Raw genomic sequence first — 20,591 nt, 5'->3', positions numbered from 1 at the left:
TGATAGGCCGGGTGTGTAAGCGCAGCGATGCGTTGAGCTAACCGGTACTAATGACCCGTGAGGCTTAACCTTACAACACCAGAAGCGTTCTGGTGAGTGTTGAGAGACAACACGATAATTTTCAGCTTGTTCATACGGATTGGTTTGCGTGGCCTGCGAGGGCGGCGTGAATAACAGAATTTGCCTGGCGGCTTTAGCGCGGTGGTCCCACCTGACCCCATGCCGAACTCAGAAGTGAAACGCCGTAGCGCCGATGGTAGTGTGGGGCCTCCCCATGCGAGAGTAGGGAACTGCCAGGCATCAAATTAAGATCCTTAACGGATCGTGACTTTACCCCTGACAAGGTAAAGGCGAAACACCTGAAATCAGACGTTTTCTGATATCAGTACAGAATCGGTGGAGCGGTAGTTCAGTTGGTTAGAATACCTGCCTGTCACGCAGGGGGTCGCGGGTTCGAGCCCCGTCCGTTCCGCCACTTAAATAGAAAAAGCCCTGAGCTAACGCTCAGGGCTTTTTTGCTTTGCTTGACCCGTCCTGAATAGCGTTGACACGTTCCCAACTTAAATACGGAGAACGTGATGATGACTGAGTTCAAACGCACCCAACGTGATTATCCTCTATCCTTTAAAATAGCCGTTGTTGAGCAGGTCGAAAAAGGCGAGATGACCTATAAACAGGCCCAACAGCGATATGGCATTCAGGGGCGCTCCACCGTGCTTGTCTGGCTGCGTAAATATGGCCAGCTCGACTGGCGTCCCGGACTTCCTGACCTGGTGAAGAGGAAACTGCCTGTGGCTCAGACAAATATCCCGCTTACACCCGAACAAAGAATCAAGGAACTTGAAGAGCAGCTTGCGCTGGCTAACCAGAAAGCTGAATTTTTTGAGTCTGTTATTAATGTCCTGAAAAATGATTACGGGGTGAGTGTCGTAAAGAAGCGGCCCGGCAAGTCCTCGCGCAAGGTCGGACCTCAAAAGTAACCGTTACGCGGGCATGCCAGTTCCTGGGGCACAGCAGACAGGCCTGGTATCAGGACAACGCAAGATACAATAAACGACAGCAACATAATGCACAGGTTATTGATTTTGTTGCCCGTATCCGGTGCCGCCAACCACGTATCGGTACGCGTAAACTGCACTACCTTCTGAACAGTCAGTCAGATAACAAGTTGAATATTGGGCGTGACCGTCTTTTTAGCCTGCTGGGTGAACACAGGCTTCTGGTTCCTGTAAAACGGGCTTATCACAAAACCACCAACAGCCATCATCGCTTTTACCGGCATCCCAATCTGCTGAAACCCGGCCCCGGACAGGTAACAGCCCTCGAGCCGGAACAGGTCTGGGTCGCCGATATCACTTACCTTCCGCTACGCAGCGGCGTGGCCTATCTGAGTCTGGTCACGGATGCCTGTTCCAGAAAAATTATGGGTTACCATGTGGGGGAAAATCTGCAGACTGACAATGTGATAAAAGCGTTCAGAGAAGCGCTGCGGAGGAGAAAAACGGCAGGTCCCCTGATACATCATTCAGACAGAGGGCAACAATACTGTTCAGCGCTTTACCAGTCGGTTCATTAGAGAAACGGGATAACCTGTTCAATGACAGATGGTTATGACTGCTATCAGAATGCGCTGGCTGAGCGAATAAACGGAATCCTGAAAAATGAGTTTTTACTCACACGCCCGGCAGATCTGGCGCAGGCAAGGAAGATGGTAAAAGAATCGGTGGCAATCTATAACCACGAGCGGCCGCATCTGGCCCTGAAATACAAAACGCCCGATGAGGTTCATCGGGCGTTTTACAGGCAGAACGTTGTCAACCTAAATCAGGACTAGTCAGCTACAAACTGATTGTGTTTGCATTTACTTACGGAGAAGCTCGGGGAATTACAGCGCGGTGATTGAAACTGCACCGCAAAGCCCCTATAACTGGAAGATGGAAAGCATCCTTCGTTGTAACTGTGCAGGCAATAACGTGCGAAAAAAGACTTATGCCATGAGATATGTAGCAGGGCAGCCAGCGGAACGTATTTTTCCGCCGGGCTCGATGCTTCATGTCGGACAGGCATTACCGCCAGGCGCACCGCTCACCACGGAAACCTCGCTGAAAGTTCTGGTCTGGAATATCTTCAAGCAGCAGCGGGCTGAATGGCTGTCGGTGCTGCAAAACTTTGGTAAAGATGCGCATCTGGTGCTTCTGCAGGAGGCACAAACCACCCCTGAGCTGGTCCGCTTCGCCACCAGCAATTATCTTGCGGCGGACCAGGTTCCCGCTTTTGTGTTGCCACAGCATCCTTCAGGCGTGATGACGCTGGCATCAGCGCATCCGGTTTATTGCTGCCCACTGCGTGAACGAGAACCCCTGCTGCGGCTGTCCAAGTCCGCTCTGGTGACCGCCTATCCGCTGCCTGACAGTCAGATGCTGATGGTCGTAAATATTCATGCGGTGAATTTCAGCATTGGCATTGATGTTTACAGCAAGCAGCTGGGGCCGATTGGTGAGCAAATTATCAACCATCAGGGGCCGGTTATTATGGCCGGAGACTTTAATGCCTGGAGCCGCCAGCGCATCAATGCCCTGTATCGTTTTTCCCGAGAAATGGGCCTGCGTGAGGTGCGCTTTACTGACGATCATCGCCGTAAGGCCTTCGGCCGTCCGCTTGATTTTGTCTTCTACCGCGGCATGGGCGTAGCCGAAGCTTCGGTGCTGGTCACCACCGCTTCCGACCACAATCCGCTGCTGGTTGAATTCAGCTCACGCCCTGCGAGTACTTTCTGAAAATAAAGGAACTATTATGGCAAGCCGTCATCACGATCATGTCGATAAGCAGTTTGGCGAGCAGGCAGGTGCCTATCTGACCAGCGCAGTACACGCCAGCGGCCGCGATCTGGTTAAGCTGAGTGAGCGCTTGTACGCCGCATCTGACGCGCGGGTGCTGGATTTAGGCTGCGGTGCCGGGCATGCCAGCTTTATTGCCGCGCAGCACGTTAAAGAGGTGGTGGCTTACGATCTCTCCGAAAAAATGCTGACGGTAGTGGCGCAGACGGCAGAGGAAAGAGGTTATCACCATCTGACCACGCGGCAGGGCTATGCGGAAAAGCTGCCGTTTGCCAACGATGAGTTCGATATCGTTATCAGCCGCTATTCCGCTCACCACTGGCACGATGTCGGCAGCGCGCTGCGTGAAGTCCGCCGCGTGTTGAAACCGGGCGGAAAAGCGATCTTTATGGACGTCAATGCGCCGGGGAATCCGGTGCTGGATATCTGGTTACAAACCGTTGAAGCGCTGCGCGATACCTCGCACGTTCGGGATTATTCCCCCGGTGAGTGGCTGACGCTGTTTACGGAGTCCGGGCTGGCCATTGGGTCGATTTCACATGACCGGCTGGAGCTGGAATTCACCAGCTGGGTTGAGCGCATGCGCACGCCGCAGGTGATGGTGCAGGCTATTCGTGCTTACCAGCACTCTGCCCCCTACGACGTTCAGCGATATTATGCGCTGCAACCCGACGGCAGCTTTACCACGGACATCATTTTTATTGAGGCCAGCAGGCCCTGAGCTTGATTACGACTCGACCAGGGCAATCGCCCGCACCGGCGAGGCCGACGCGCCTTTAATCCTCAGCGGTAAAGCGATAAAGGTAAACGATGTGGGCAGGCTGTGCAGATTTGCCAGATTTTCAACGATCAGGCAATCCGAGCCCAGCACGGCGTGATGCGCCGGATGCCCCTCGCTGCTGAAACTGTCCAGCGACATCGCGTCGGTGCCAAACACTGTGACCCCTTGCTCAATCAGATAGCGCGCTCCTTCCCCCGACAGCCCCGGCCAGTCCTGCAGGAAAGCCTGATGATGAGGGCGGGGCTGCCATTTTTTATCATAGCCGGTGCGAAAAATAACGATATCGCCCGCGGCTATCGCGCCGTGTTTCTTTTCCCACTGCTGAATCTGTTCGAGGGTGATTAGGCCGTTTTTCTCAACGTGGGACATATCCAGGCAGCGCCCTCGTCCCGTGAGCTGGCGAACATCAATACTGTCGATGGTTTTCCCTTCGGCAATAAAGTGAATCGGCGCATCTACGTGGGTGCCACAGTGATCGCCAAGGCTGAGCTGGCAGTTATAGTTGCCGTCCCCCGCGACATAGTCTTCTGAACGATGGCAGAAAAACTTGCCGTGAGTTGGCCATACCGGCATGAATTCCTCATAGAGATGATTCAGCTCAATCAAACGGTGGCGGCTCAGCAGATTAACCAGTTCAGTGCTCATATCAGGCCTTTTTAACGTTAACGGTTTCTTTAATTAACCAGAGTGGAATACAGGAAATCACCAGCACTGCCGCAATCACCAGGTAGTGCGTGGTGAAGCCGTAGCTGTGGATGATCCAGCCGCTGACCGGAGCAACCAGAATACCGGCAATACCCACAGCCAGGCCGATCATCAGTCCCATGCTGGATGCGGCAGCGCGTGGGGAAGAGTCGATTAACAGTGCATAGGCCACCGGGAAAGGCGAGTTACGGAACAGCCCCCAGAAGATCAGTATGGCCCATGCCAGCGCGGCTGAGTGGATGAAAACGCAGAGTGCGGCGGCCAGGATCCAGCCCGCGATGATGATCGTTAGTGAGCGTTTGCGCCCTTTGATATCAGAGAAACTTCCCCAGACGATCTGACCAATCCACCCGGTGAGGCCGGAAGCCCCGGAGATAATCGCTGCTGTAGAAAGATCGAGGCCCACTTCACGGGTTAACTGTAGCGTCAGAAAGTTAGCAATACCCATCTCCGCCCAGGTAAAACCAAAAATCAGCAGTATCGCCAGCTGGCAGTTGCGGTTTTTCAGGCAGGAAAGAACGTTGGCCCAGATGGATGACTGCTCAACGGTCTGCTGCAGGGATTCCGTTACCGGTGGCGTAAGGCCATTTTCAACAATCCATTTATTGACCTTATCGTGATTTTTCTTCGTTCCCAGCAGCAGCTGAGCGACTAAAATCACCAGCCCAATCATGGGAATAAACAGGAACGCTTCACGCCAGGTCGCAAACGCCAGGATAGCAGCAATCAGCACCGGCCCGATAAACTGACCGAGGGGAAAACCGGTATGGTGAACGCCAATCGCGAACCCACGGTTTTCCTTCTGCCACCATTCACCCAGCAGGGCGACGTTAATCGGTTCGGAACCGCCGGTGCCCATTCCCATCGCCACGCGCAGTGCCTGAAACATGCCAAGTGTTTTACAAAACGCGGTCGCCACGCCGGAAACTACTTCAACCAGCACCGCCACACACCAGCTGTAGCAGCGTTTATGCCCGGTCCCAACCCAGTCAGAAAACAAACCGAACAGGATGGCACCTGTTAAGGTCCCGACAAAGCTGAGCGAGTTGAGCCAGCCGGCCTGCACCTCGGTGAGGTTAAACGAGGTCATGATCGCCGGTAGCAGCGTGGGAAGAATAATTCGGTCGATAGAGTTCATCAAAATGGCAAGTGTGGTGATCACCAGCATCCACCATGAAATGGGGTGCGCTCGCGGAATAAAACGCATTAAGCCGCGTCTGGCAGCTGGCTGATGAGCAAGCGGCGGTACTGTCCTGCTTTCGGCCCGCTGGGCCATTTCTGAAGAGGGAAGAGTCATATCCTGTGCCTTTGAAATCGACGTTATCGGTACCGCTCTGCAACTGGACTGGCAGAACGGGAAGCCTGGTGTTGTTATTTTTTTGCGTGTTTAGATCAAAAATTAAACACGTAGATAACATTAGATTTCAGGTGTACTACCATACAAGAAAAGGCGTGCGATAATTCGATCTGCATCACAGTCACTGCAAAGGAAGCGCTAGCGGGATCACACATTGAACAGCGCAGGAGGCGATATCAGGAAAAGAGAAAACAAAAAAGCCAATCCGGAGATTGGCTTTTTAACAGATATTTCAACAGATTAGCTGTCTGGCGTTGCGTTGTTATCGACAAACAACGTCAGCTTATCGCCCGGTTGAAGATTTTTGGCGTTGTTGGCAACGCTGTTCCAACGCACCACATCCTTGATATTCACACCGTGACGCTTCGCAATACTGGCCAGAGAATCACCCTTGCGAACCTGATAGGTGATGCTGTCGCCGTTATTTGCCAGTCGCGTACTACTACTCGTTCCCAGATTCAATATCTGGCCGGGTTTAATGCTGGCAGTACGCAGATTGTTAGCGCGCTGCAGGGTCTTTACCGGAATACTCAGGCGCTTGGCGATAGCGGACAACGTATCACCATTGCGCACCTTGTAGGTGGCCGGAGAAACGCTGTTCTTCGCCAGCGACGTTGGCTGAACTGCGGCAATATCACCTTCTGCCAGTGAATTACGCAGCTGCGCAACGTTGGATTTCGGAACCATAATGTAGTGAGGACCATTTGGTGCCGTTGTGCCACGTTTGTATCCCGTGTTGAAACTCTTCAGCTTGCTCAGCGACATGCCTGCCATATCGGCGGCCTGCGTCAGTTCAATCTGCTGACCCACTTCAACACGTGCCAGTGCGCGGGTTTCGTTTGTCGTTGGCAGACGAATACCATAGCGCTTGCTGTCCTTGAGCAACTGCCCCAGAGCCAGCATTTTTGGCACATAAACCGTTGTTTCGCGTGGAAGCGCAAGGGACCAGAAATCCGTCGGTCTCCCTTTGGCTTTATTCGCCTTCATCGCTTTCAGCACGCGGCCTTCACCACTGTTATAGGCGGCTACCGTCAGTAACCAGTCACCGTCAAACATGTCGTTAAGGCGCTGCATCATATCCAGAGCAACTTTTGTCGATGCGACAATATCACGTCGCCCGTCATACCATTGATTCTGTTTCAAGCCGTAGTTTCGCCCCGTTTGCGGCACAATCTGCCAGATGCCAGCGGCATTCGCAGATGATGTTGCGTGGGGGTCAAAAGCGCTCTCCACTATGGGTAGTAGTACCAGTTCCATCGGCATTTTGCGTTGCTTAATCTGCTCGACTATCCAGTACATATACGGCTCTGCCCGTAATGTTACATCGTGGAGATAGCTCTTGTTCTTCAGGTACTTCTGTTTCTGTTCGCGTATCCGGTAATTATCCGGAACCTTCATCTTCAGCTCGTCGCTAATGAAATTCCACAGATCCTGACCCTGCGCGAGGCCGGTTCCATCGTCCTGCCATCGAGGGGACAACATTGAATCTGAGTACTGTCCATTTTCACCTTGACCTGCCGAAGACAAACTCTGTGCATGCTGTTCAGGAATGTTGGCATCATGCTTTGATGCCTGGCACCCCACCAGCAAGACCGAGGCGAGAATTATCGCTTTAGCCTTCATGTGTGTGTCAATAGTTCGATTAAAAGACGAGCAATCATACGTGCTCGTCCTACTCATGACAACCTAAAAAATTAAAAGTGGTCTTTCTTTGCCCGTAAGGCAGCAAATACCTGCCACTCATGTTGCATAGTTGTTTCTAAACCGATTTGTTTTTTTAATTCAATGTCTTGTGTCATTAAAAAAACATTAATTTTTCGCTCAAGTTCCAGTTTTGTCGGTAAAGTTATGTGGTTTTTTGAGCGTAACTCCTTAATTTTATGCAGATAGCGTTCTATTTCCTTATGTTGCGGATAAATCGCGTGTGCAAAAGTTAAATTCGATAATGTGTATTCATGCGCGCAACAAACTAAAGTATCGGCCGGGAGTGAGTTAAGTTTTTGAAATGATTCGAACATTTGTTTTGGTGTTCCCTCGAACAATCTACCGCAGCCGCCGGAGAACAGCGTGTCGCCACAAAAAAGATAAGGGAAGCTGAAATATGAGATATGTCCCAAAGTGTGACCGGGCGTAGCATAAATATCGAATTCCAGGTCAAGAATTTTGATTTTTTCGCCTTCGCCGACGATTTTAGTGGCGCCTTTATCCTGCGTTTCCTGTGGACCGTACACCGTAATATCAGGATACCGGGCCAGGATTTCAGCCACGCCCCCCACGTGATCGTGATGATGATGAGTGAGTAAAATCGCGACCGGCTGCCACTGATTTTGGGACAGTGTGCGCAAAACCGGCGCGGCTTCGCCCGGATCGACGATCAGACAGCGCCCCGCAGTGTCATTTAACATCCAGATGTAGTTATCCTGAAGTGCCGGAATACTGGTAAGATTCATATTCACCTCTTTAGAGCCTATACCATCAGGCTATTTTATTTGCCATTTTGGCCCTGGGCAGTGCTCAAAATCCTCACGTACTGTGTGTACGTTGCGGTTTCTCCGCGCTGTCCGTGCCCAAACTGGCTGCAACAATGTACGCCTGGTGGGACAGGCTCTTATATACTTTTCATCAGTGACGCCGCGCCAGGTGTCCTGCGGCAACGCTAATCAGACTGGGTATACACTCATAATGGATAGAAGATGGTAAAGCATGAAGCCTGCTAAAACACGCCAAATCCGCCACGTGCCTGACTCATGGTCGCAAATTCCCTGCGGCGAGTTTTACCGTGACGCGCTGGCCCATCATCTGCGCCCCAGTCTGGCCAAACTGTATGGTTTTCATCTGCTCAAGCTGGGCAATCTCAGTGCGGAAATTAATACGGAAGCCTGCGCTATTTCTCATCAGGTTAATGTGGGGCTGAAAGGCGATCTGCTCCAGGTTAAAGCAGACCCGCTCAGTCTGCCTTTTGAATCGAAGTCGGTGGATGCCTGCCTGTTGGCTCATACTCTGGCCTGGAGCAGCGATCCGCATCGCATCCTGCGTGAAGTCGATCGGGTATTAATTGATGACGGCTGGATGCTGATCAGCGGATTCAATCTGTTCAGTATGCTGGGCGTCGGCAAGCTGATCCCGGGCGTTCACCGTATGATCCCCTGGAACAGCCGTATGTTTACGCAGATGCGGCTGCTGGACTGGCTGAGCCTGCTGAATTATGAAGTGGTGCAGCGCAGCGGATTTCAGGTTTTACCCTGGAGCCGGCAGGGCGGGAAGGTGATCAGCACGCATCTGCCTGCGCTTGGCTGCCTGAATCTTATCGTGGCCCGCAAGCGCACCTTCCCGTTGATTATCAATCCGATGAAAAAGAGTACCAGCAAGCCGAAGCTACAAACCGTGGGCGCTACCCGACAGTTTCACCCGCGCTCCCCTCAGGAACCCGACTGATAGCCAACGTCATCAAATGTGGGATTACCGGCAGCGCTACGGGCCAGTTCGTCACAGCGTTCGTTTTCGATATGACCGGCGTGGCCTTTTACCCATTTCCAGTCGATGTCATGCAGGCTAAGTGCGCTGTCGAGGCGCTGCCACAGGTCGACATTTTTTACCGGCTTTTTATCCGCCGTTTTCCAGCCGCGCTTTTTCCAGTTATGAATCCAGCTGGTGATCCCCTGGCGCACATACTGGCTGTCAGTACTCAGAATAACCTTACAGGGCTGTTTCAGCGCCTCAAGCGCCACGATCGCCGCCATCATTTCCATGCGATTATTAGTGGTCAGATGGAATCCGGCGCTGAACTCTTTTTCATGCTCGCCGTAGCGAAGAATCGCACCGTATCCACCGGGTCCCGGGTTGCCGAGGCACGAACCGTCGGTGAAAATTTCTACCTGCTTAAGCATCTCTGGTAGACTCCCTGTAGAAAAACGCCAAGTCTGACATAAACGGGTCCTATGAGCACAGTAAATACCACACGCCAGATCGTACTCGATACCGAAACCACCGGTATGAACATGATTGGTACCCACTATGAAGGGCACTGCATCATTGAAATTGGTGCCGTTGAGGTGATTAACCGCCGCCTGACCGGCAATAACTTCCATGTTTATCTGAAGCCCGATCGGCTGGTGGACCCGGAAGCGTTTGGCGTTCACGGTATTGCCGACGAATTTCTTGCTGATAAACCGACGTTTGCCGATATTGCCGATGACTTCCTCGCCTACATCGACGGCGCGGAGCTGGTCATCCATAACGCCTCGTTCGATATTGGCTTTATGGACTATGAATTCGGCAAGCTCAAACGCAATATCCCGAAGACAGAAACCTTCTGTCAGATCACCGATAGTCTGGCGATGGCGCGCCGGATGTTCCCCGGCAAGCGTAACAGTCTTGATGCGCTGTGCTCGCGTTATGAAATAGATAACAGTAAGCGAACGCTGCACGGCGCACTGCTTGACTCCGAAATCCTGGCGGAAGTCTTCCTGATTATGACCGGCGGCCAGACCTCGCTGTCGTTTTCAATGGAAGGGGAAAAGGAAGAACAAAGCGGCGGCGATACTATCCATCGTATTGCCCGACCTTCATCGGGGCTGCGCGTTCTGCGCGCCAGCGAGCAGGAACTGGCCGAGCATGAAAAACGACTGGATCTGGTACAGAAGAAAGGCGGCAGCTGCCTGTGGCGTCCGCAGCAGGAAAATGTGCAGTAAGTCACTAAAAATGCGCAATAAAACCGCTTTAAGTGCAAAAAAAGAACAGTTGAAATAATTCTGAATAAAAAGCGTTGACGAACGTTTTGTCGATCCGTAATATCCGATTCGTTCCCGACGGGGAACAAAGCGCGGAGCGGTAGTTCAGTTGGTTAGAATACCTGCCTGTCACGCAGGGGGTCGCGGGTTCGAGCCCCGTCCGTTCCGCCAAGTATACAGAGAAAGGCCGATTCGAAAGAATCGGCCTTTTTCGTTTCTGCTTCCGTCAAAAATGTTCCGGCGAAAAAAAGCCGCAACGCGATCCGTTACGGCCTTCTTCAAAACTTCACTAACAGGCATGACTGCCTGAGCTAAGTTTATTACGTTGCTACTGTTGCTCTTTCTGCATCACCACATCGGCACGGTAATCACCGCCCGCCCGTGCAGAGGCCATTTCATCGCGGGCAATCCAGCGGTAGGCTCCGGCTCCCAGCGCCACGCCGATAAACCAGCTGAAGTTAGCCACCGCGTGCAGCGAAGGGATAAAGCTGATCACCAGGCCAATGCCCACCGACGGCAGCAGGGCGGCAATCGCTTTCGGGTTGAAGCCGCCTTTGTACCAGTACTTTCCTTTCGGCGTGTCGTCAAACAGGTCGTCAACGGAGATCTTGCTGCGCTTCAGCAGATAGAAGTCGGCAAGCAGGATGCCGAACAGCGGCCCGATAAATGCGCCCAGCACGTCCAGCGTATAGTGAATCAGCTCCGGTGACTGGAACAGGTTCCACGGCGTTAACAGCACGGAACCCACGGCCGCAATCATCCCGCCGGTACGGAAGCTGATCTTCTGTGGAGAACAGTTAGAGAAGTCGAAGGCCGGAGACACAAAGTTGGCCACAATATTAATGCCGATGGTGGCGGTAATCATCGTTAACAGCCCAATCGCCACCGCCAGGTCATTACCGACCATGCTGACGGTTTCAATCGGATCGGTAATCATGCGGCCAAACAGCGACTGCGTACCGGAAACGATCACCACGGTAACAATCGAGAACAGCAGGAAGTTAAACGGCAGGCCCCAGCGGTTACCGCGGCGGATTTCACCCATGCTTTTACCGTAGCGTGCAAAGTCACCGAAGTTCAGCAGCGGGCCGGAGAAGTAAGACACCACCAGCGCAGTGGCGGTAATCATCTGCCAGACCTGCTCGCCGCCGCTTAATGACTTGCTGGCCAGCGTAAAGGAGATACCGTCAAAACCGGTCTTGTATACAATCCATCCGGCCAGCGCGCCCATCACCACGTACACGGCCGGGCCGGCGATATCAATAAAGCGTTTAATCGCGTTCATACCGTGCCAGAACACCATCGCCTGTAGCAGCCACATAATGCCAAAGCAGATCCAGCCCAGCTGTGACAGTCCCAGCCAGGACACCTGAGTCATTGGGGTCAGGGCAGGCCAGAACTTCAGCGACACCAGCATCAGAGCGTTAGCAGCCAGATAGGTCTGGATGCCGTACCAGGCAAACGCGATTAAACCGCGGATCACCGCCGGGATGTTGGCACCGAATACGCCGAATGCCTGGCGGCAGACCACCGCATAAGGAACGCCGGTCATCTGGCTGGGCTTCGCTACCAGGTTAGCGCACAGCTGTACGATGCAAATCCCCACCAGCAGGCACATCAGCACCTGCCAGCTGGCCAGCCCCAGCGTAAAGAAGCTGGCTGCCACCACATAGCCCCCCATGCTGTGTACATCCGACATCCAAAAAGAAAAAATGTTGTACCAGCTCCAGTTCTGCTTGCGCACGGGAGCAAGGTCTTCATTACACAGCCGCGGGCTGTAGCTTTTGGCGGCCTCTGATGCCGCCGCCGGGGAAGAAAGTTGACTCTTTGGCATGAAACCTGCTCCTCTGAATACAGTAAGAAAAAACGTGCCTGTTAAGGTCATTGCAGGATTCAGGCCAGATCTTAAAACTTTGTATACAAAAACAGGTTATTGCTGTGTACGATTGTCGATGGAAATGATGTTTACCGGAGAAGGTAATGAAGAGTGAAACCGGGCTGAAAACGGCCTCTGACCTGAGTGATAAGGATGAACCTATCTATCAGGCGCTAATGACGGCGATTGTTGAACATCAGCTGCCGCCGGGCAGTAAATTACCGGAAGAGGCGCTTTCCGAGGTCTTTGGCGTGAGCCGCACCGGCATCCGCAAAGTGCTTCAGCGCCTCGCAGCGGTGCAAATGATCACGCTGACGCCCAAACGTGGTGCGCAGGTGGCCACGCCTTCCGTGGAAGAGGCGCAGGATATCTTCCGTACCCGCAGTCTGCTTGAGTGTGCCAATCTCCCCGACGTCCTGGCGCACTGCCGGGGCCCACATCTGGCGGCGCTGGAAAAAATAAACCAGCAGGAACAGCAGGCCCATGCCGAACATGATGGTGCTGCCGCTATCCGGCTTTCTGCCGCATTCCATATTCAGCTACAGGCGATATCCGGCAATCAGGTGCTGACCGAGCTGGTGACGCGCCTCAGCCAGCGCTCTTCGCTGGTGGTGGCGGCCTACGGCGCACCCTGGCAGCACGGCTGCCGCTGCGACGACCACGACCGGCTGCTGGAGCTGCTGCGTGAAAAAGCGCTGGATCGGCTGACTGACGCATTACGGAAACATTTCGATCATATCGTTGCCAGTCTGCACTTTGAGCGCAGCGGCGAAACGCTACCTGACTTTGCCCGCCTGTTTGCGGCAAAAGGAGCCTGAGCATGAACAAGCAGATCATTCAGGTGATCAATCCCAATACCAGCCTCGCGATGACCGAAACCATCGGTACGGCGGCGCGCGCGGTGGCCGCCGGCAATACTGAGATTCTTGCCGTTTGCCCACAGCAGGGCGTGCCGTCGATTGAAGGGCACTTCGATGAAGCGATCGCGGCGATTGGGGTACTGGAACAGATCAAAGCGGGGCGCGAGCAGGGCGCTCAGGGACACGTTATCGCCTGCTTTGGCGATCCGGGGCTTCTGGCCGCGCGCGAACTGGCGCAGGGCCCGGTGGTGGGCATCGCCGAAGCCGCAATGCATATGGCGACAATGGTTGCCACCCGTTTTTCGATTGTCACCACGCTGCCGCGTACGGTCATTATTGCCCGTCATCTGCTGCGGCAGTACGGTTTTGAGCACCACTGCGCAGCGGTACACGCCATTGATCTGCCGGTACTGGCACTGGAAGATGGTAGCGGTATCGCGCAGGAAAAAGTACGCCAGCGTTGTATACAAGCTATCCGTGAAGACGACAGCGGAGCCATTGTGCTCGGCTGTGGCGGCATGGCCGATCTGGCGCGTGAACTGACCCGTGAACTCGGCGTGCCGGTGATTGATGGCGTGGGGGCGGCGGTCAAAATGGTGGAGTCGCTGCTGGCTCTGGGGTTGAATACCAGTAAGCATGGCGATCTGGATTACCCGATTCGAAAAAAACTGTCAGGTCAGTTTGAACGCCTAAACTAAGGCAACGATCTGTTCCGATACTAAGGATGTTTTGATGAGCGATAGTCCGGAAAAGAAAGAGTACAGCTTTAACAAAAACTACCCGCGTGACCTGATTGGCTACGCGGGGAATCCTCCTCACGCTGCCTGGCCGGGTAAAGCACGGATCGCCGTGCAGTTCGTACTGAACTACGAAGAGGGCGCGGAAAACAACGTCCTGCACGGTGATGCGGGCTCCGAGCAGTTTCTGTCCGATATCATCGGTGCGGCAAGTTATCCCGAGCGGCATATGTCGATGGATTCGCTTTATGAATATGGCTCTCGTGCCGGATTCTGGCGCATCCACAACGAGTTCCAGAAGCGCAATCTGCCGCTGACGGTATTTGGCGTGGCGATGGCGCTGGCTCGCCACCCGGAAATTGTCGAGGCGATCAAAAACGCCGATTACGACGTTGTCAGCCACGGCTGGCGCTGGGTCCACTATCAGGGAATGGATGCGAAAACCGAGCGCCAGCATATGCAGCAGGCGCTCGATACGCTCACCGATCTGTTTGGCAAAACGCCAACGGGCTGGTACACCGGGCGCGACAGCCCGAATACCCGTCGGCTGGTGGTGGAGCAGGGCGGGCTCACCTACGACAGCGACTATTACGGTGACGATCTGCCGTTCTGGACTCAGGTGACCTGCCAGGACGGCACCGTTAAACCACACCTGATTATTCCCTACACCCTTGAAACCAACGATATGCGCTTTGCAACGCCGCAGGGGTTTAACACCGCAGAGCAGTTCTACACCTACCTGCGCGACAGCTTCGATGTGCTGTATGAAGAGGGTGAAACCTCGCCGAAAATGCTTTCCATCGGTATGCACTGCCGCCTGCTTGGCCGCCCGGGTCGCTTCCGCGCGCTGCAGCGCTTCCTGGACCATATCCAGCAGCATGATAACGTCTGGATTTGTACCCGCCAGCAGATCGCCGATCACTGGATAAAAACGCATCCGGCTCCACAGGCCTGATCAAAAACGGATGGGGAAACCCATCCGTTTTTTTACGCGACCGGAAGAACATCAGTCAGGGAATTAAACTGACCTGTGCCGCAACAATCCGCCAGCCGCAGGGGAGTTTCACCCAGGTTTGCTGCTGACGGCCGATTTTATCGCTGCCCTCGCGGGTAAATTCGGTGCTGCAAACGGCAAAATCCTCGCCAAAGGTGGATATCACCGTATTTTGCAGCTGGCGGTTCAGCCCGACGGGCGAGCGTGATGCGCGGAATTCGCGGATAGCGTCAATGCCATACAGATTCTCACCGGCTCCCAGACGTACGGTGCGATCGTCGTGCCAGAACAGCTCATCCAGAACGACAGTATCGTTGCTGATTAAGGCTTCCTCGTAGCGGTAAAAGGCCGCAGTCACTTCAGCGTGGATCGCCGGGCGATCGATATGTTCACTTTTCATTTTTATCTTCCATGTTTGCAGGCATCGCCTGCGCAATACCCATCTGCTCCAGCGCCCTGGCGGCTCGCAGACAGGCTTGTTCGTTAAACGGTGCCGCGATTAGCTGCAGGCCAATCGGCAACCCACTCGTCGTCCGTAACGGAACGGTAGCAACCGGAAGTCCGAGGAATGAGATCGGCTGGGCCAGCATGCCCATACTCGCGCGGGTTGGCAAGTCGTTGCCATTAATGCGCATGGTCGGCTGGCCAATCAGCGTGGCGCAGGTCGGCGTGGCGGGAGCGATCAGCACATCAACATCGTTGAACAGCGCCAGCGCCTGCTGCTGGCAGTGGCGGCGGAAACGCTGAGCCTGTACATACCATGCCGAAGGCAGCATGGCGCCGGCCAGCAGCCGCTCGCGGGATGCGGGTTCAAAACGCTCCGGCGACTGCCTCAGCGCAGGCAGATAGTGATTTCCGCCTTCGGCCGCCGTGAGGATAAATGCCGATGCGCGTGCCAGTTCGGCCTCCGGCAGTAAAAACTCATCAATGGCTTCCAGCGCCTTTACCGCGGTGGCGACGGCGGTGCGCGCGTGCTCATCGCACCACTGCTGAAAATAGCCGCCCAGCACGCCGACGCGCAGGCCGCCAATCCCACGATCCAGCTGTGAAACGGTGGCGGCAGGGGCTTCCGTCGCCTGAAATGCATCAGCGGGATCGTGGCCCTGCAGGACATCATACACTTCTGCCAGATCGCTCACCCGGCGAGCCAGTGGACCAATATGGTCGAGGCTGGCAACAAACGGATGGCTGCCGCTGCGCGACAGGCGGCCAAAGGTGGGTTTCAGCCCAAAAATTCCGCACAGCGAAGCCGGAACGCGAATGGAACCGTTGGTATCGGTGCCGAGCGTGAAATGAACCAGCCCGGCGGCAACGGCAGCGGCAGAACCGCCGGACGATCCTCCGGCAATACGCGAAGTGTCATGCGGGTTTCGCGTTGCGCCATAGTGGGTGTTTTCCGTGGTGAAACCGTAGGCGTAGGCATCCATATTCAGCATGCCTGACAGCATCGCTCCGCTGGCGGTCAGCTGCCGCACCGCCCAGGCATCCTCCCTGGCAACGGGGCGATCGCTGAACAGGCTGGCCCCGGCCAGCGTGGTGTGACCGGCCACATCAAACAGGTTTTTAACCGCATAGGGCACGGCAGCAAGCGCGGGAAGAGGCTGGCCGTCACGCTTAAGGCGATCGAGGCGCTGAGCTTCCTGCTGCATGCGATCGCGTGTCACGCCGGTCCAGGCGTTAATCGCCGGGTTGTGCTGTTCTATCGCCGCAAGCGTCCGGCTGGCGATATCCGCAGCGCTCAGATCGCCCGTTGCCAGCGCCTGTCTGATTTCACTGATGGAGAGAGCGGCCAGATTCATGCTTTATATACCCCCGCCACTTCCAGCCGGTCATCCAGCGGAAAGGCCATCAGCGGTGCCGCCATGGCGGCAATACGGGTGAACTGTACCAGCAGCTCGGCCCGGCGTGCTTCGTCCAGATCCATTCCGAGGATCTGCTCCATCTGTAAGATATACGTTGCCCAGTCAGGCTGAGTTGGCGTCATGTTCTTCTCCTGCTAAAAGCCCGCGGCGCTGCCGTTGCTGCGGGGATCGAAGGCACCTTCCAGCATGCCGTTGGTATGGCGTACGATCGCGCCTGCGTGGCCTACCGCCTCGCTGAAATCGGGCAGTAGCTCGACCTCATGTCCCAGCGCCTGCAGCGCGTTGATGGTTTCCGCGCTGAATCGCCCCTCCAGCTTCAGGGAGTCGGACAGCTGCCCCCAGGTGCGGCCCAGCAGCCAGCGCGGCGCGCTGAGCGCCTGTTGCAGCGGCATTCCCTGAACGACATGACGGGTGAAAATGGCGGCCTGGGTCTGCGGCTGGCCGTCACCGCCCATTGAACCGTAAACCAGCGTGCGGCCATCGTTCAGCCGTGCGGCGGCCGGATTGAGAGTGTGGAACGGCTGTTTACCGGGGGCCAGCGCCAGCAGGTGATCGGCATCCAGGCTGAACGACGCCCCGCGATTCTGCCAGGTGATACCGGTGCCCGGCAGCACGACGCCGCTGCCAAACTCGTGATAAATACTCTGGATAAAGGAGACCGACAGCCCGCTGCTGTCCATCACGCCCATCCATACGGTATCGCCCGGGCCTTTGCCGTTGCCCCACGGCGCGGCCTGATTCAGATCGATCCGATCGGCAAGCTGCTTCAGGCGATCGGATGTCAGCAGCGACTGCATCTCTTCGCGCATGAAACGCGGATCGGTGATATGGCTGTCGCGCAGTCCGAAAGCCAGTTTGGTGGCTTCGACAATGCGGTGGATGGTTTGCGCCTCGTCCGCATCTTCCATCGTCAGATGGTCGGTGATGCCCAGAATGGCCAGCGATACCAGTCCCTGGGTAGGCGGTGTCATATTGTAGATATCGCCAGACTGGTGGCGGATGCGCAGCGGCGTACGGCGTTTTGCCTGCTGACGGTTCAGATCCTCCAGCGTAATCGGCATACCGAGCTGCGACATTTCTGCGGCCAGCCGCTGTGCCAGCGGACCGCGATAGAAGGTATCCAGTCCTTCTTCAACCAGCTGGATCAGCGTAGCGGCAAGGTCCGGCTGCACAAAGCGGCTGCCCGCTTTCGGGATTTCATTTCCCGGTAAAAACGTGGTGGCAAAACCGGGCTGTTCGGCCAGTTCCGCGTATTTGCTGGCGGTGGCTTCCGCCTGTGAAGCCGTGATCGGAATACCGTCCGCCGCGTAGCGGATCGCATCATTTAACAGGCGAGCCAGCGGCAGCTGCTCACCGCCGTATTCGCCGGAAACGGCCAGCGCTTCTGACCAGCCGCTGACCGTCCCTGCCACGGTCAGCGCCGATTTCGGGCCGCGATGGGGAATATGGCTTTCGCCCGCGTAAAAGTCGAGATCGGCCAGGGAACCTGCCGCGCCGCTGGCATCGATAGCGACCGGCTCGCCGCCCGGCGGCACGATCAGCCAGAAACCGTCGCCGCCCAGCCCGTTCATATGGGGATAGACCACCGCAATGGTGGCTGCGGCCGCGACCATGGCTTCAATGGCGTTGCCTCCCGCCCGTAATATTCCCAGCGCGCTCTCGCTGGCCAGATGATGTGGGGTCACGGCCATCCCCTGCGGTGCCATATTGCTCTGATTCATATTATTCTCGTTATTGCTCGAACTGAGTGTGACTAAAGCAAGAGTCATTCCAGTTTTTGTATAACAATCAGACGCAGGCGGGCGTTCCGGGAAAACAGGGTGTCGGCAGGGCGTAAGCGAAGGCATTTTTCTGTCCGGCTACAGACAGGCACGTTATTTGTATATGATCGGTGGAATGAAACAAAAGTTACAGGATGCATTGACATGAAGCAGCTTGATGAACGCCTGCGCGGTCACTATGCGCAACTCTCGCCGCAGGAGCAGCGCATTGCGGATTTCGTCTTCGATCATTATGACGACCTGATTGGTTACAACAGCGCGGAACTGGCGCGGCTGAGCGGGGTGTCGAAGGCCACGGTAAGCCGCTTATTTAAGCGTCTGGGCTATGACACCTATAAAGATATGCGCAACGAGTTGCGCACCCTGCGTCAGAGCGGCATGCCGTTAACGGACGTGCGCGATGCGGTTCAGGGCAATACCCTGTTAGCACGCCACTACAAGCAGGAAATGGCTAACCTTACGCAGTGGGTTAACACACTCGACAGCGCGCATTTCGGCCAGGTCGTGCAGGCACTGTGTGAGAGCCAGCGAATTTTTATTATTGGCTTACGTAACTCTTATCCGGTCGCGTTGCATTTCCGCCAGCAGCTGCTGCAGGTTCGGAGCCGGGTGCAGCTGCTGCCGCAGCCGGGGCAAACTTTTTCCGAAGAGCTAATCGACATCACCCCGGAAGATATGGTGATTGTGATGGCGTTTCGCCGCCGCCCGCGCATTATCCGGCCGCTGTTGCAGCAGCTGCAGCAGCGGCATATCCCCACGCTGGTGATGTGCGAACCTCAGGCGCAGACGTCCATCGCGCTGGCGCGCTGGCAGCTGTGTGCGCCGCTGGATAGCGTATCGGCCTTTGACAGCTACTCGGCGGCCAACAGCCTGGTCAACCTGCTGTCGAATGCCGTCTTACATGAGTTACTCAGCAACGGGCGTCAGCGTATCCATCAGATTGCCGACCTTTACGGCGAGCTGGACGAGCTGGAACAGCGTTGATGGGGCACTAATTTGGTGCTTTGCATCGTTATGGGGCTCGAGGCGGTGCCCCTTTTTATTGCGCTTTTCTCACGCTTCGATCTGCCTTTTCTGAATTTTTTCATCGAAATAACCCGATTTTATTTATGGAGTTTCTTTCTTTGATTCTGATTTTAATCAGATTTTCATCAGGCGTTGTCGATCGGCCACCGATTTCAGCAAGAAAAATCAACGCTAAAATCCCCAATGGCACATTAGTTGCAAATAAATTCTTTAAGAATCTTTCGTTTCATGATGTATTAATCGGGGAAGTGAGAATGAAAAAAGGCTTATTCGCATTACTGGCTGGCGCTTTACTGCTGACGTCTACCGCTTCGGCGCTGGCGGACCAACTACAAGATATTGAAAAACGTGGCGTTATCCGTATTGCCGTACCGCAGGATTTCCCGCCGTTTGGTTCAGTAGGTACTGACTTACAGCCGCAGGGCTATGACATCGATATGGCGAAGTATCTGGCTAAGCAAATGAAACTTAAGTTGCAGCTGGTGCCGGTCACCAGCGCAAACCGTGTGCCTTATCTGCAGACGGATAAAGTGGACCTGGTGATTTCCAGCCTGGGTAAAAATCCGGAGCGTGAAAAAGTGATCGACTTCAGCCGCGCCTATGCACCGTTCTTCCTCGGCGTGTTTGGTCCGAAAGACGGTACTCTGAAAGACGCGGCGGAGCTGAGCGGCAAATCCATCGGCGTCACCCGCGGTGCCGTTGAGGATATGGTACTGACCAGCGTGGCACCAAAAGAGGCGGAAGTGAAACGCTACGAAGATAACAACACCACGCTGTCGGCCTATCTGTCTGGTCAGGTGCAGTATGTGGCAACCGGTAACCTGGTCGTGGCCGCTATTGCCCGCCAGAACGCTGACAAAGCGCCGGTGGCAAAGTTTATGCTGAAAGATTCGCCGTGCTTTATCGGCATGAAAAAGAATGAACCGGCGCTGAAGGCCAAAGTGGATGAGCTGATCGGCCAGGCGCTGAAGGACGACACGCTGAACAAACTATCGCAAGAATGGCTGAAAGCGCCATTACCCGCTGACCTGGGTTAATCGGGGCT

Annotated in this window: 19 protein-coding genes, 2 tRNA genes, 1 rRNA gene and 1 pseudogene; 13 read left to right on the top strand and 10 right to left on the bottom strand. The window is 55.0% G+C overall.

Features of this window, described 5'->3' with window-relative positions; genetic code table 11:
* Positions 1 to 183: 183 nt before the first annotated feature.
* The 5 genes and pseudogenes from rrf (at position 184) to JOE09_RS09800 (ending at position 3,558) form a co-directional block, all read left to right on the top strand.
* Positions 184 to 299: ribosomal RNA gene (gene rrf, locus JOE09_RS09820) — 5S ribosomal RNA — on the top strand.
* A 99-nt stretch (positions 300 to 398) separates the two neighbouring features.
* Positions 399 to 475, top strand: a tRNA-Asp gene (locus JOE09_RS09815).
* 103 nt (positions 476 to 578) lie between these two features.
* A pseudogene (locus tag JOE09_RS09810) lies at positions 579 to 1,834 on the top strand (IS3 family transposase).
* A gap of 139 nt (positions 1,835 to 1,973) precedes the next feature.
* Positions 1,974 to 2,777 (top strand): endonuclease/exonuclease/phosphatase family protein, encoded by an 804-nt coding sequence (locus JOE09_RS09805; protein WP_105591149.1) that lies wholly within the window; start codon positions 1,974 to 1,976, stop codon positions 2,775 to 2,777.
* Between the two features lie 16 nt (positions 2,778 to 2,793).
* Entirely contained in the window at positions 2,794 to 3,558 is a 765-nt protein-coding gene (locus tag JOE09_RS09800; RefSeq protein ID WP_205065615.1) for a class I SAM-dependent methyltransferase, read from the top strand.
* Between the two features lie 6 nt (positions 3,559 to 3,564).
* Here JOE09_RS09800 and JOE09_RS09795 read toward each other — a convergent pair whose 3' ends face one another.
* From JOE09_RS09795 to gloB, 4 genes are all read right to left on the bottom strand, one after another.
* On the bottom strand, positions 3,565 to 4,263 hold the full coding sequence (locus tag JOE09_RS09795; protein WP_205065614.1) for a cyclase family protein: 699 nt from the start codon (positions 4,261 to 4,263) through the stop codon (positions 3,565 to 3,567).
* 1 nt (position 4,264) lies between these two features.
* Complete coding sequence (locus JOE09_RS09790; protein ID WP_234472009.1) at positions 4,265 to 5,530, bottom strand: MFS transporter; 1,266 nt, start codon at positions 5,528 to 5,530, stop codon at positions 4,265 to 4,267.
* A gap of 390 nt (positions 5,531 to 5,920) precedes the next feature.
* Positions 5,921 to 7,303: a murein transglycosylase D gene (gene mltD / locus JOE09_RS09785; RefSeq protein WP_205065613.1), complete on the bottom strand. Its 1,383-nt coding sequence runs from the start codon at positions 7,301 to 7,303 to the stop codon at positions 5,921 to 5,923.
* Between the two features lie 71 nt (positions 7,304 to 7,374).
* Positions 7,375 to 8,130: a hydroxyacylglutathione hydrolase gene (gene gloB / locus JOE09_RS09780; protein ID WP_205065612.1), complete on the bottom strand. Its 756-nt coding sequence runs from the start codon at positions 8,128 to 8,130 to the stop codon at positions 7,375 to 7,377.
* A 253-nt stretch (positions 8,131 to 8,383) separates the two neighbouring features.
* On the opposite strand from gloB, the gene JOE09_RS09775 reads away from it, so the two are divergent.
* Positions 8,384 to 9,115: a class I SAM-dependent methyltransferase gene (locus tag JOE09_RS09775; RefSeq protein ID WP_205065611.1), complete on the top strand. Its 732-nt coding sequence runs from the start codon at positions 8,384 to 8,386 to the stop codon at positions 9,113 to 9,115.
* On the opposite strand, the gene rnhA is transcribed toward JOE09_RS09775, so the two are convergent.
* Entirely contained in the window at positions 9,100 to 9,567 is a 468-nt protein-coding gene (rnhA, locus tag JOE09_RS09770) for a ribonuclease HI (protein WP_105590671.1), read from the bottom strand. The genes JOE09_RS09775 and rnhA overlap by 16 nt on opposite strands.
* A 51-nt stretch (positions 9,568 to 9,618) precedes the next feature.
* Between rnhA and dnaQ the strand changes: the two genes are divergently transcribed.
* Positions 9,619 to 10,371, top strand: coding sequence for a DNA polymerase III subunit epsilon (gene dnaQ, locus JOE09_RS09765; protein ID WP_200547618.1), 753 nt, complete (start codon positions 9,619 to 9,621; stop codon positions 10,369 to 10,371).
* A gap of 133 nt (positions 10,372 to 10,504) precedes the next feature.
* Positions 10,505 to 10,581 (top strand) — tRNA-Asp (locus JOE09_RS09760).
* Between the two features lie 157 nt (positions 10,582 to 10,738).
* Here JOE09_RS09760 and JOE09_RS09755 read toward each other — a convergent pair.
* Positions 10,739 to 12,244, bottom strand: a complete 1,506-nt coding sequence (locus tag JOE09_RS09755; RefSeq protein ID WP_205065610.1) for an NCS1 family nucleobase:cation symporter-1 — start codon at positions 12,242 to 12,244, stop codon at positions 10,739 to 10,741.
* Positions 12,245 to 12,390: 146 nt separating this feature from the next.
* On the opposite strand from JOE09_RS09755, the gene JOE09_RS09750 reads away from it, so the two are divergent.
* From JOE09_RS09750 to puuE, 3 genes are read left to right on the top strand one after another with little or no spacing between them, the layout of a single operon-like run.
* Positions 12,391 to 13,104, top strand: coding sequence for a GntR family transcriptional regulator (locus tag JOE09_RS09750; RefSeq protein ID WP_205065609.1), 714 nt, complete (start codon positions 12,391 to 12,393; stop codon positions 13,102 to 13,104).
* Between the two features lie 2 nt (positions 13,105 to 13,106).
* Complete coding sequence (gene hpxA, locus JOE09_RS09745) at positions 13,107 to 13,844, top strand: allantoin racemase (RefSeq protein ID WP_205065608.1); 738 nt, start codon at positions 13,107 to 13,109, stop codon at positions 13,842 to 13,844.
* A 34-nt stretch (positions 13,845 to 13,878) separates the two neighbouring features.
* Entirely contained in the window at positions 13,879 to 14,838 is a 960-nt protein-coding gene (gene puuE, locus JOE09_RS09740; RefSeq protein ID WP_205065607.1) for an allantoinase PuuE, read from the top strand.
* A gap of 55 nt (positions 14,839 to 14,893) precedes the next feature.
* Here puuE and hpxZ read toward each other — a convergent pair whose 3' ends face one another.
* Genes hpxZ through JOE09_RS09720 form a run of 4 tightly spaced genes read right to left on the bottom strand, consistent with a single transcriptional unit; the run spans position 14,894 to position 18,460 of the window.
* On the bottom strand, positions 14,894 to 15,277 hold the full coding sequence (hpxZ, locus tag JOE09_RS09735; protein ID WP_105590677.1) for an oxalurate catabolism protein HpxZ: 384 nt from the start codon (positions 15,275 to 15,277) through the stop codon (positions 14,894 to 14,896).
* Complete coding sequence (locus JOE09_RS09730; protein ID WP_205065606.1) at positions 15,267 to 16,676, bottom strand: AtzE family amidohydrolase; 1,410 nt, start codon at positions 16,674 to 16,676, stop codon at positions 15,267 to 15,269. The genes hpxZ and JOE09_RS09730 overlap by 11 nt, the downstream gene beginning before the upstream one ends.
* Positions 16,673 to 16,861, bottom strand: coding sequence for an oxalurate catabolism protein HpxX (gene hpxX / locus JOE09_RS09725; protein WP_200547613.1), 189 nt, complete (start codon positions 16,859 to 16,861; stop codon positions 16,673 to 16,675). The genes JOE09_RS09730 and hpxX overlap by 4 nt, the downstream gene beginning before the upstream one ends.
* A 12-nt stretch (positions 16,862 to 16,873) precedes the next feature.
* A complete protein-coding gene (locus tag JOE09_RS09720) occupies positions 16,874 to 18,460 on the bottom strand; it encodes a gamma-glutamyltransferase family protein (protein ID WP_105590680.1) in 1,587 nt (528 codons plus the stop codon).
* Positions 18,461 to 18,664: 204 nt separating this feature from the next.
* Between JOE09_RS09720 and JOE09_RS09715 the strand changes: the two genes are divergently transcribed.
* Together JOE09_RS09715 and JOE09_RS09710 are read left to right on the top strand one after the other, a co-directional pair.
* A complete protein-coding gene (locus tag JOE09_RS09715; RefSeq protein WP_200547611.1) occupies positions 18,665 to 19,504 on the top strand; it encodes a MurR/RpiR family transcriptional regulator in 840 nt (279 codons plus the stop codon).
* A gap of 296 nt (positions 19,505 to 19,800) precedes the next feature.
* Complete coding sequence (locus JOE09_RS09710; RefSeq protein WP_105590682.1) at positions 19,801 to 20,583, top strand: transporter substrate-binding domain-containing protein; 783 nt, start codon at positions 19,801 to 19,803, stop codon at positions 20,581 to 20,583.
* The last annotated feature ends 8 nt before the right edge of the window (positions 20,584 to 20,591 follow it).

This window comes from Pantoea coffeiphila, from assembly GCF_016909495.1.
Classification (GTDB): Bacteria; Pseudomonadota; Gammaproteobacteria; order Enterobacterales; family Enterobacteriaceae; genus Erwinia; species Erwinia coffeiphila.
The sequence above is the reverse complement of the archived record's forward strand: the minus strand, read 5'-3'. Positions and strand labels throughout refer to the sequence as shown.

What these genes read in the sequence shown, in the direction of transcription:
- JOE09_RS09750 (WP_205065609.1), top strand. Translation starts at nt 12,391, where the DNA reads ATGAAGAGTGAAACCGGGCTGAAAACGGCCTCTGACCTGAGTGATAAG.
- puuE (WP_205065607.1), top strand. Translation starts at nt 13,879, where the DNA reads ATGAGCGATAGTCCGGAAAAGAAAGAGTACAGCTTTAACAAAAACTAC.
- JOE09_RS09775 (WP_205065611.1), top strand. Translation starts at nt 8,384, where the DNA reads ATGAAGCCTGCTAAAACACGCCAAATCCGCCACGTGCCTGACTCATGG.
- dnaQ (WP_200547618.1), top strand. Translation starts at nt 9,619, where the DNA reads ATGAGCACAGTAAATACCACACGCCAGATCGTACTCGATACCGAAACC.
- JOE09_RS09730 (WP_205065606.1), bottom strand. Translation starts at nt 16,676, where the DNA reads ATGAATCTGGCCGCTCTCTCCATCAGTGAAATCAGACAGGCGCTGGCA.
- gloB (WP_205065612.1), bottom strand. Translation starts at nt 8,130, where the DNA reads ATGAATCTTACCAGTATTCCGGCACTTCAGGATAACTACATCTGGATG.
- JOE09_RS09755 (WP_205065610.1), bottom strand. Translation starts at nt 12,244, where the DNA reads ATGCCAAAGAGTCAACTTTCTTCCCCGGCGGCGGCATCAGAGGCCGCC.
- JOE09_RS09795 (WP_205065614.1), bottom strand. Translation starts at nt 4,263, where the DNA reads ATGAGCACTGAACTGGTTAATCTGCTGAGCCGCCACCGTTTGATTGAG.
- hpxA (WP_205065608.1), top strand. Translation starts at nt 13,107, where the DNA reads ATGAACAAGCAGATCATTCAGGTGATCAATCCCAATACCAGCCTCGCG.
- JOE09_RS09710 (WP_105590682.1), top strand. Translation starts at nt 19,801, where the DNA reads ATGAAAAAAGGCTTATTCGCATTACTGGCTGGCGCTTTACTGCTGACG.
- JOE09_RS09790 (WP_234472009.1), bottom strand. Translation starts at nt 5,530, where the DNA reads ATGCGTTTTATTCCGCGAGCGCACCCCATTTCATGGTGGATGCTGGTG.
- hpxZ (WP_105590677.1), bottom strand. Translation starts at nt 15,277, where the DNA reads ATGAAAAGTGAACATATCGATCGCCCGGCGATCCACGCTGAAGTGACT.
- hpxX (WP_200547613.1), bottom strand. Translation starts at nt 16,861, where the DNA reads ATGACGCCAACTCAGCCTGACTGGGCAACGTATATCTTACAGATGGAG.
- JOE09_RS09720 (WP_105590680.1), bottom strand. Translation starts at nt 18,460, where the DNA reads ATGAATCAGAGCAATATGGCACCGCAGGGGATGGCCGTGACCCCACAT.
- mltD (WP_205065613.1), bottom strand. Translation starts at nt 7,303, where the DNA reads ATGAAGGCTAAAGCGATAATTCTCGCCTCGGTCTTGCTGGTGGGGTGC.
- rnhA (WP_105590671.1), bottom strand. Translation starts at nt 9,567, where the DNA reads ATGCTTAAGCAGGTAGAAATTTTCACCGACGGTTCGTGCCTCGGCAAC.
- JOE09_RS09800 (WP_205065615.1), top strand. Translation starts at nt 2,794, where the DNA reads ATGGCAAGCCGTCATCACGATCATGTCGATAAGCAGTTTGGCGAGCAG.
- JOE09_RS09715 (WP_200547611.1), top strand. Translation starts at nt 18,665, where the DNA reads ATGAAGCAGCTTGATGAACGCCTGCGCGGTCACTATGCGCAACTCTCG.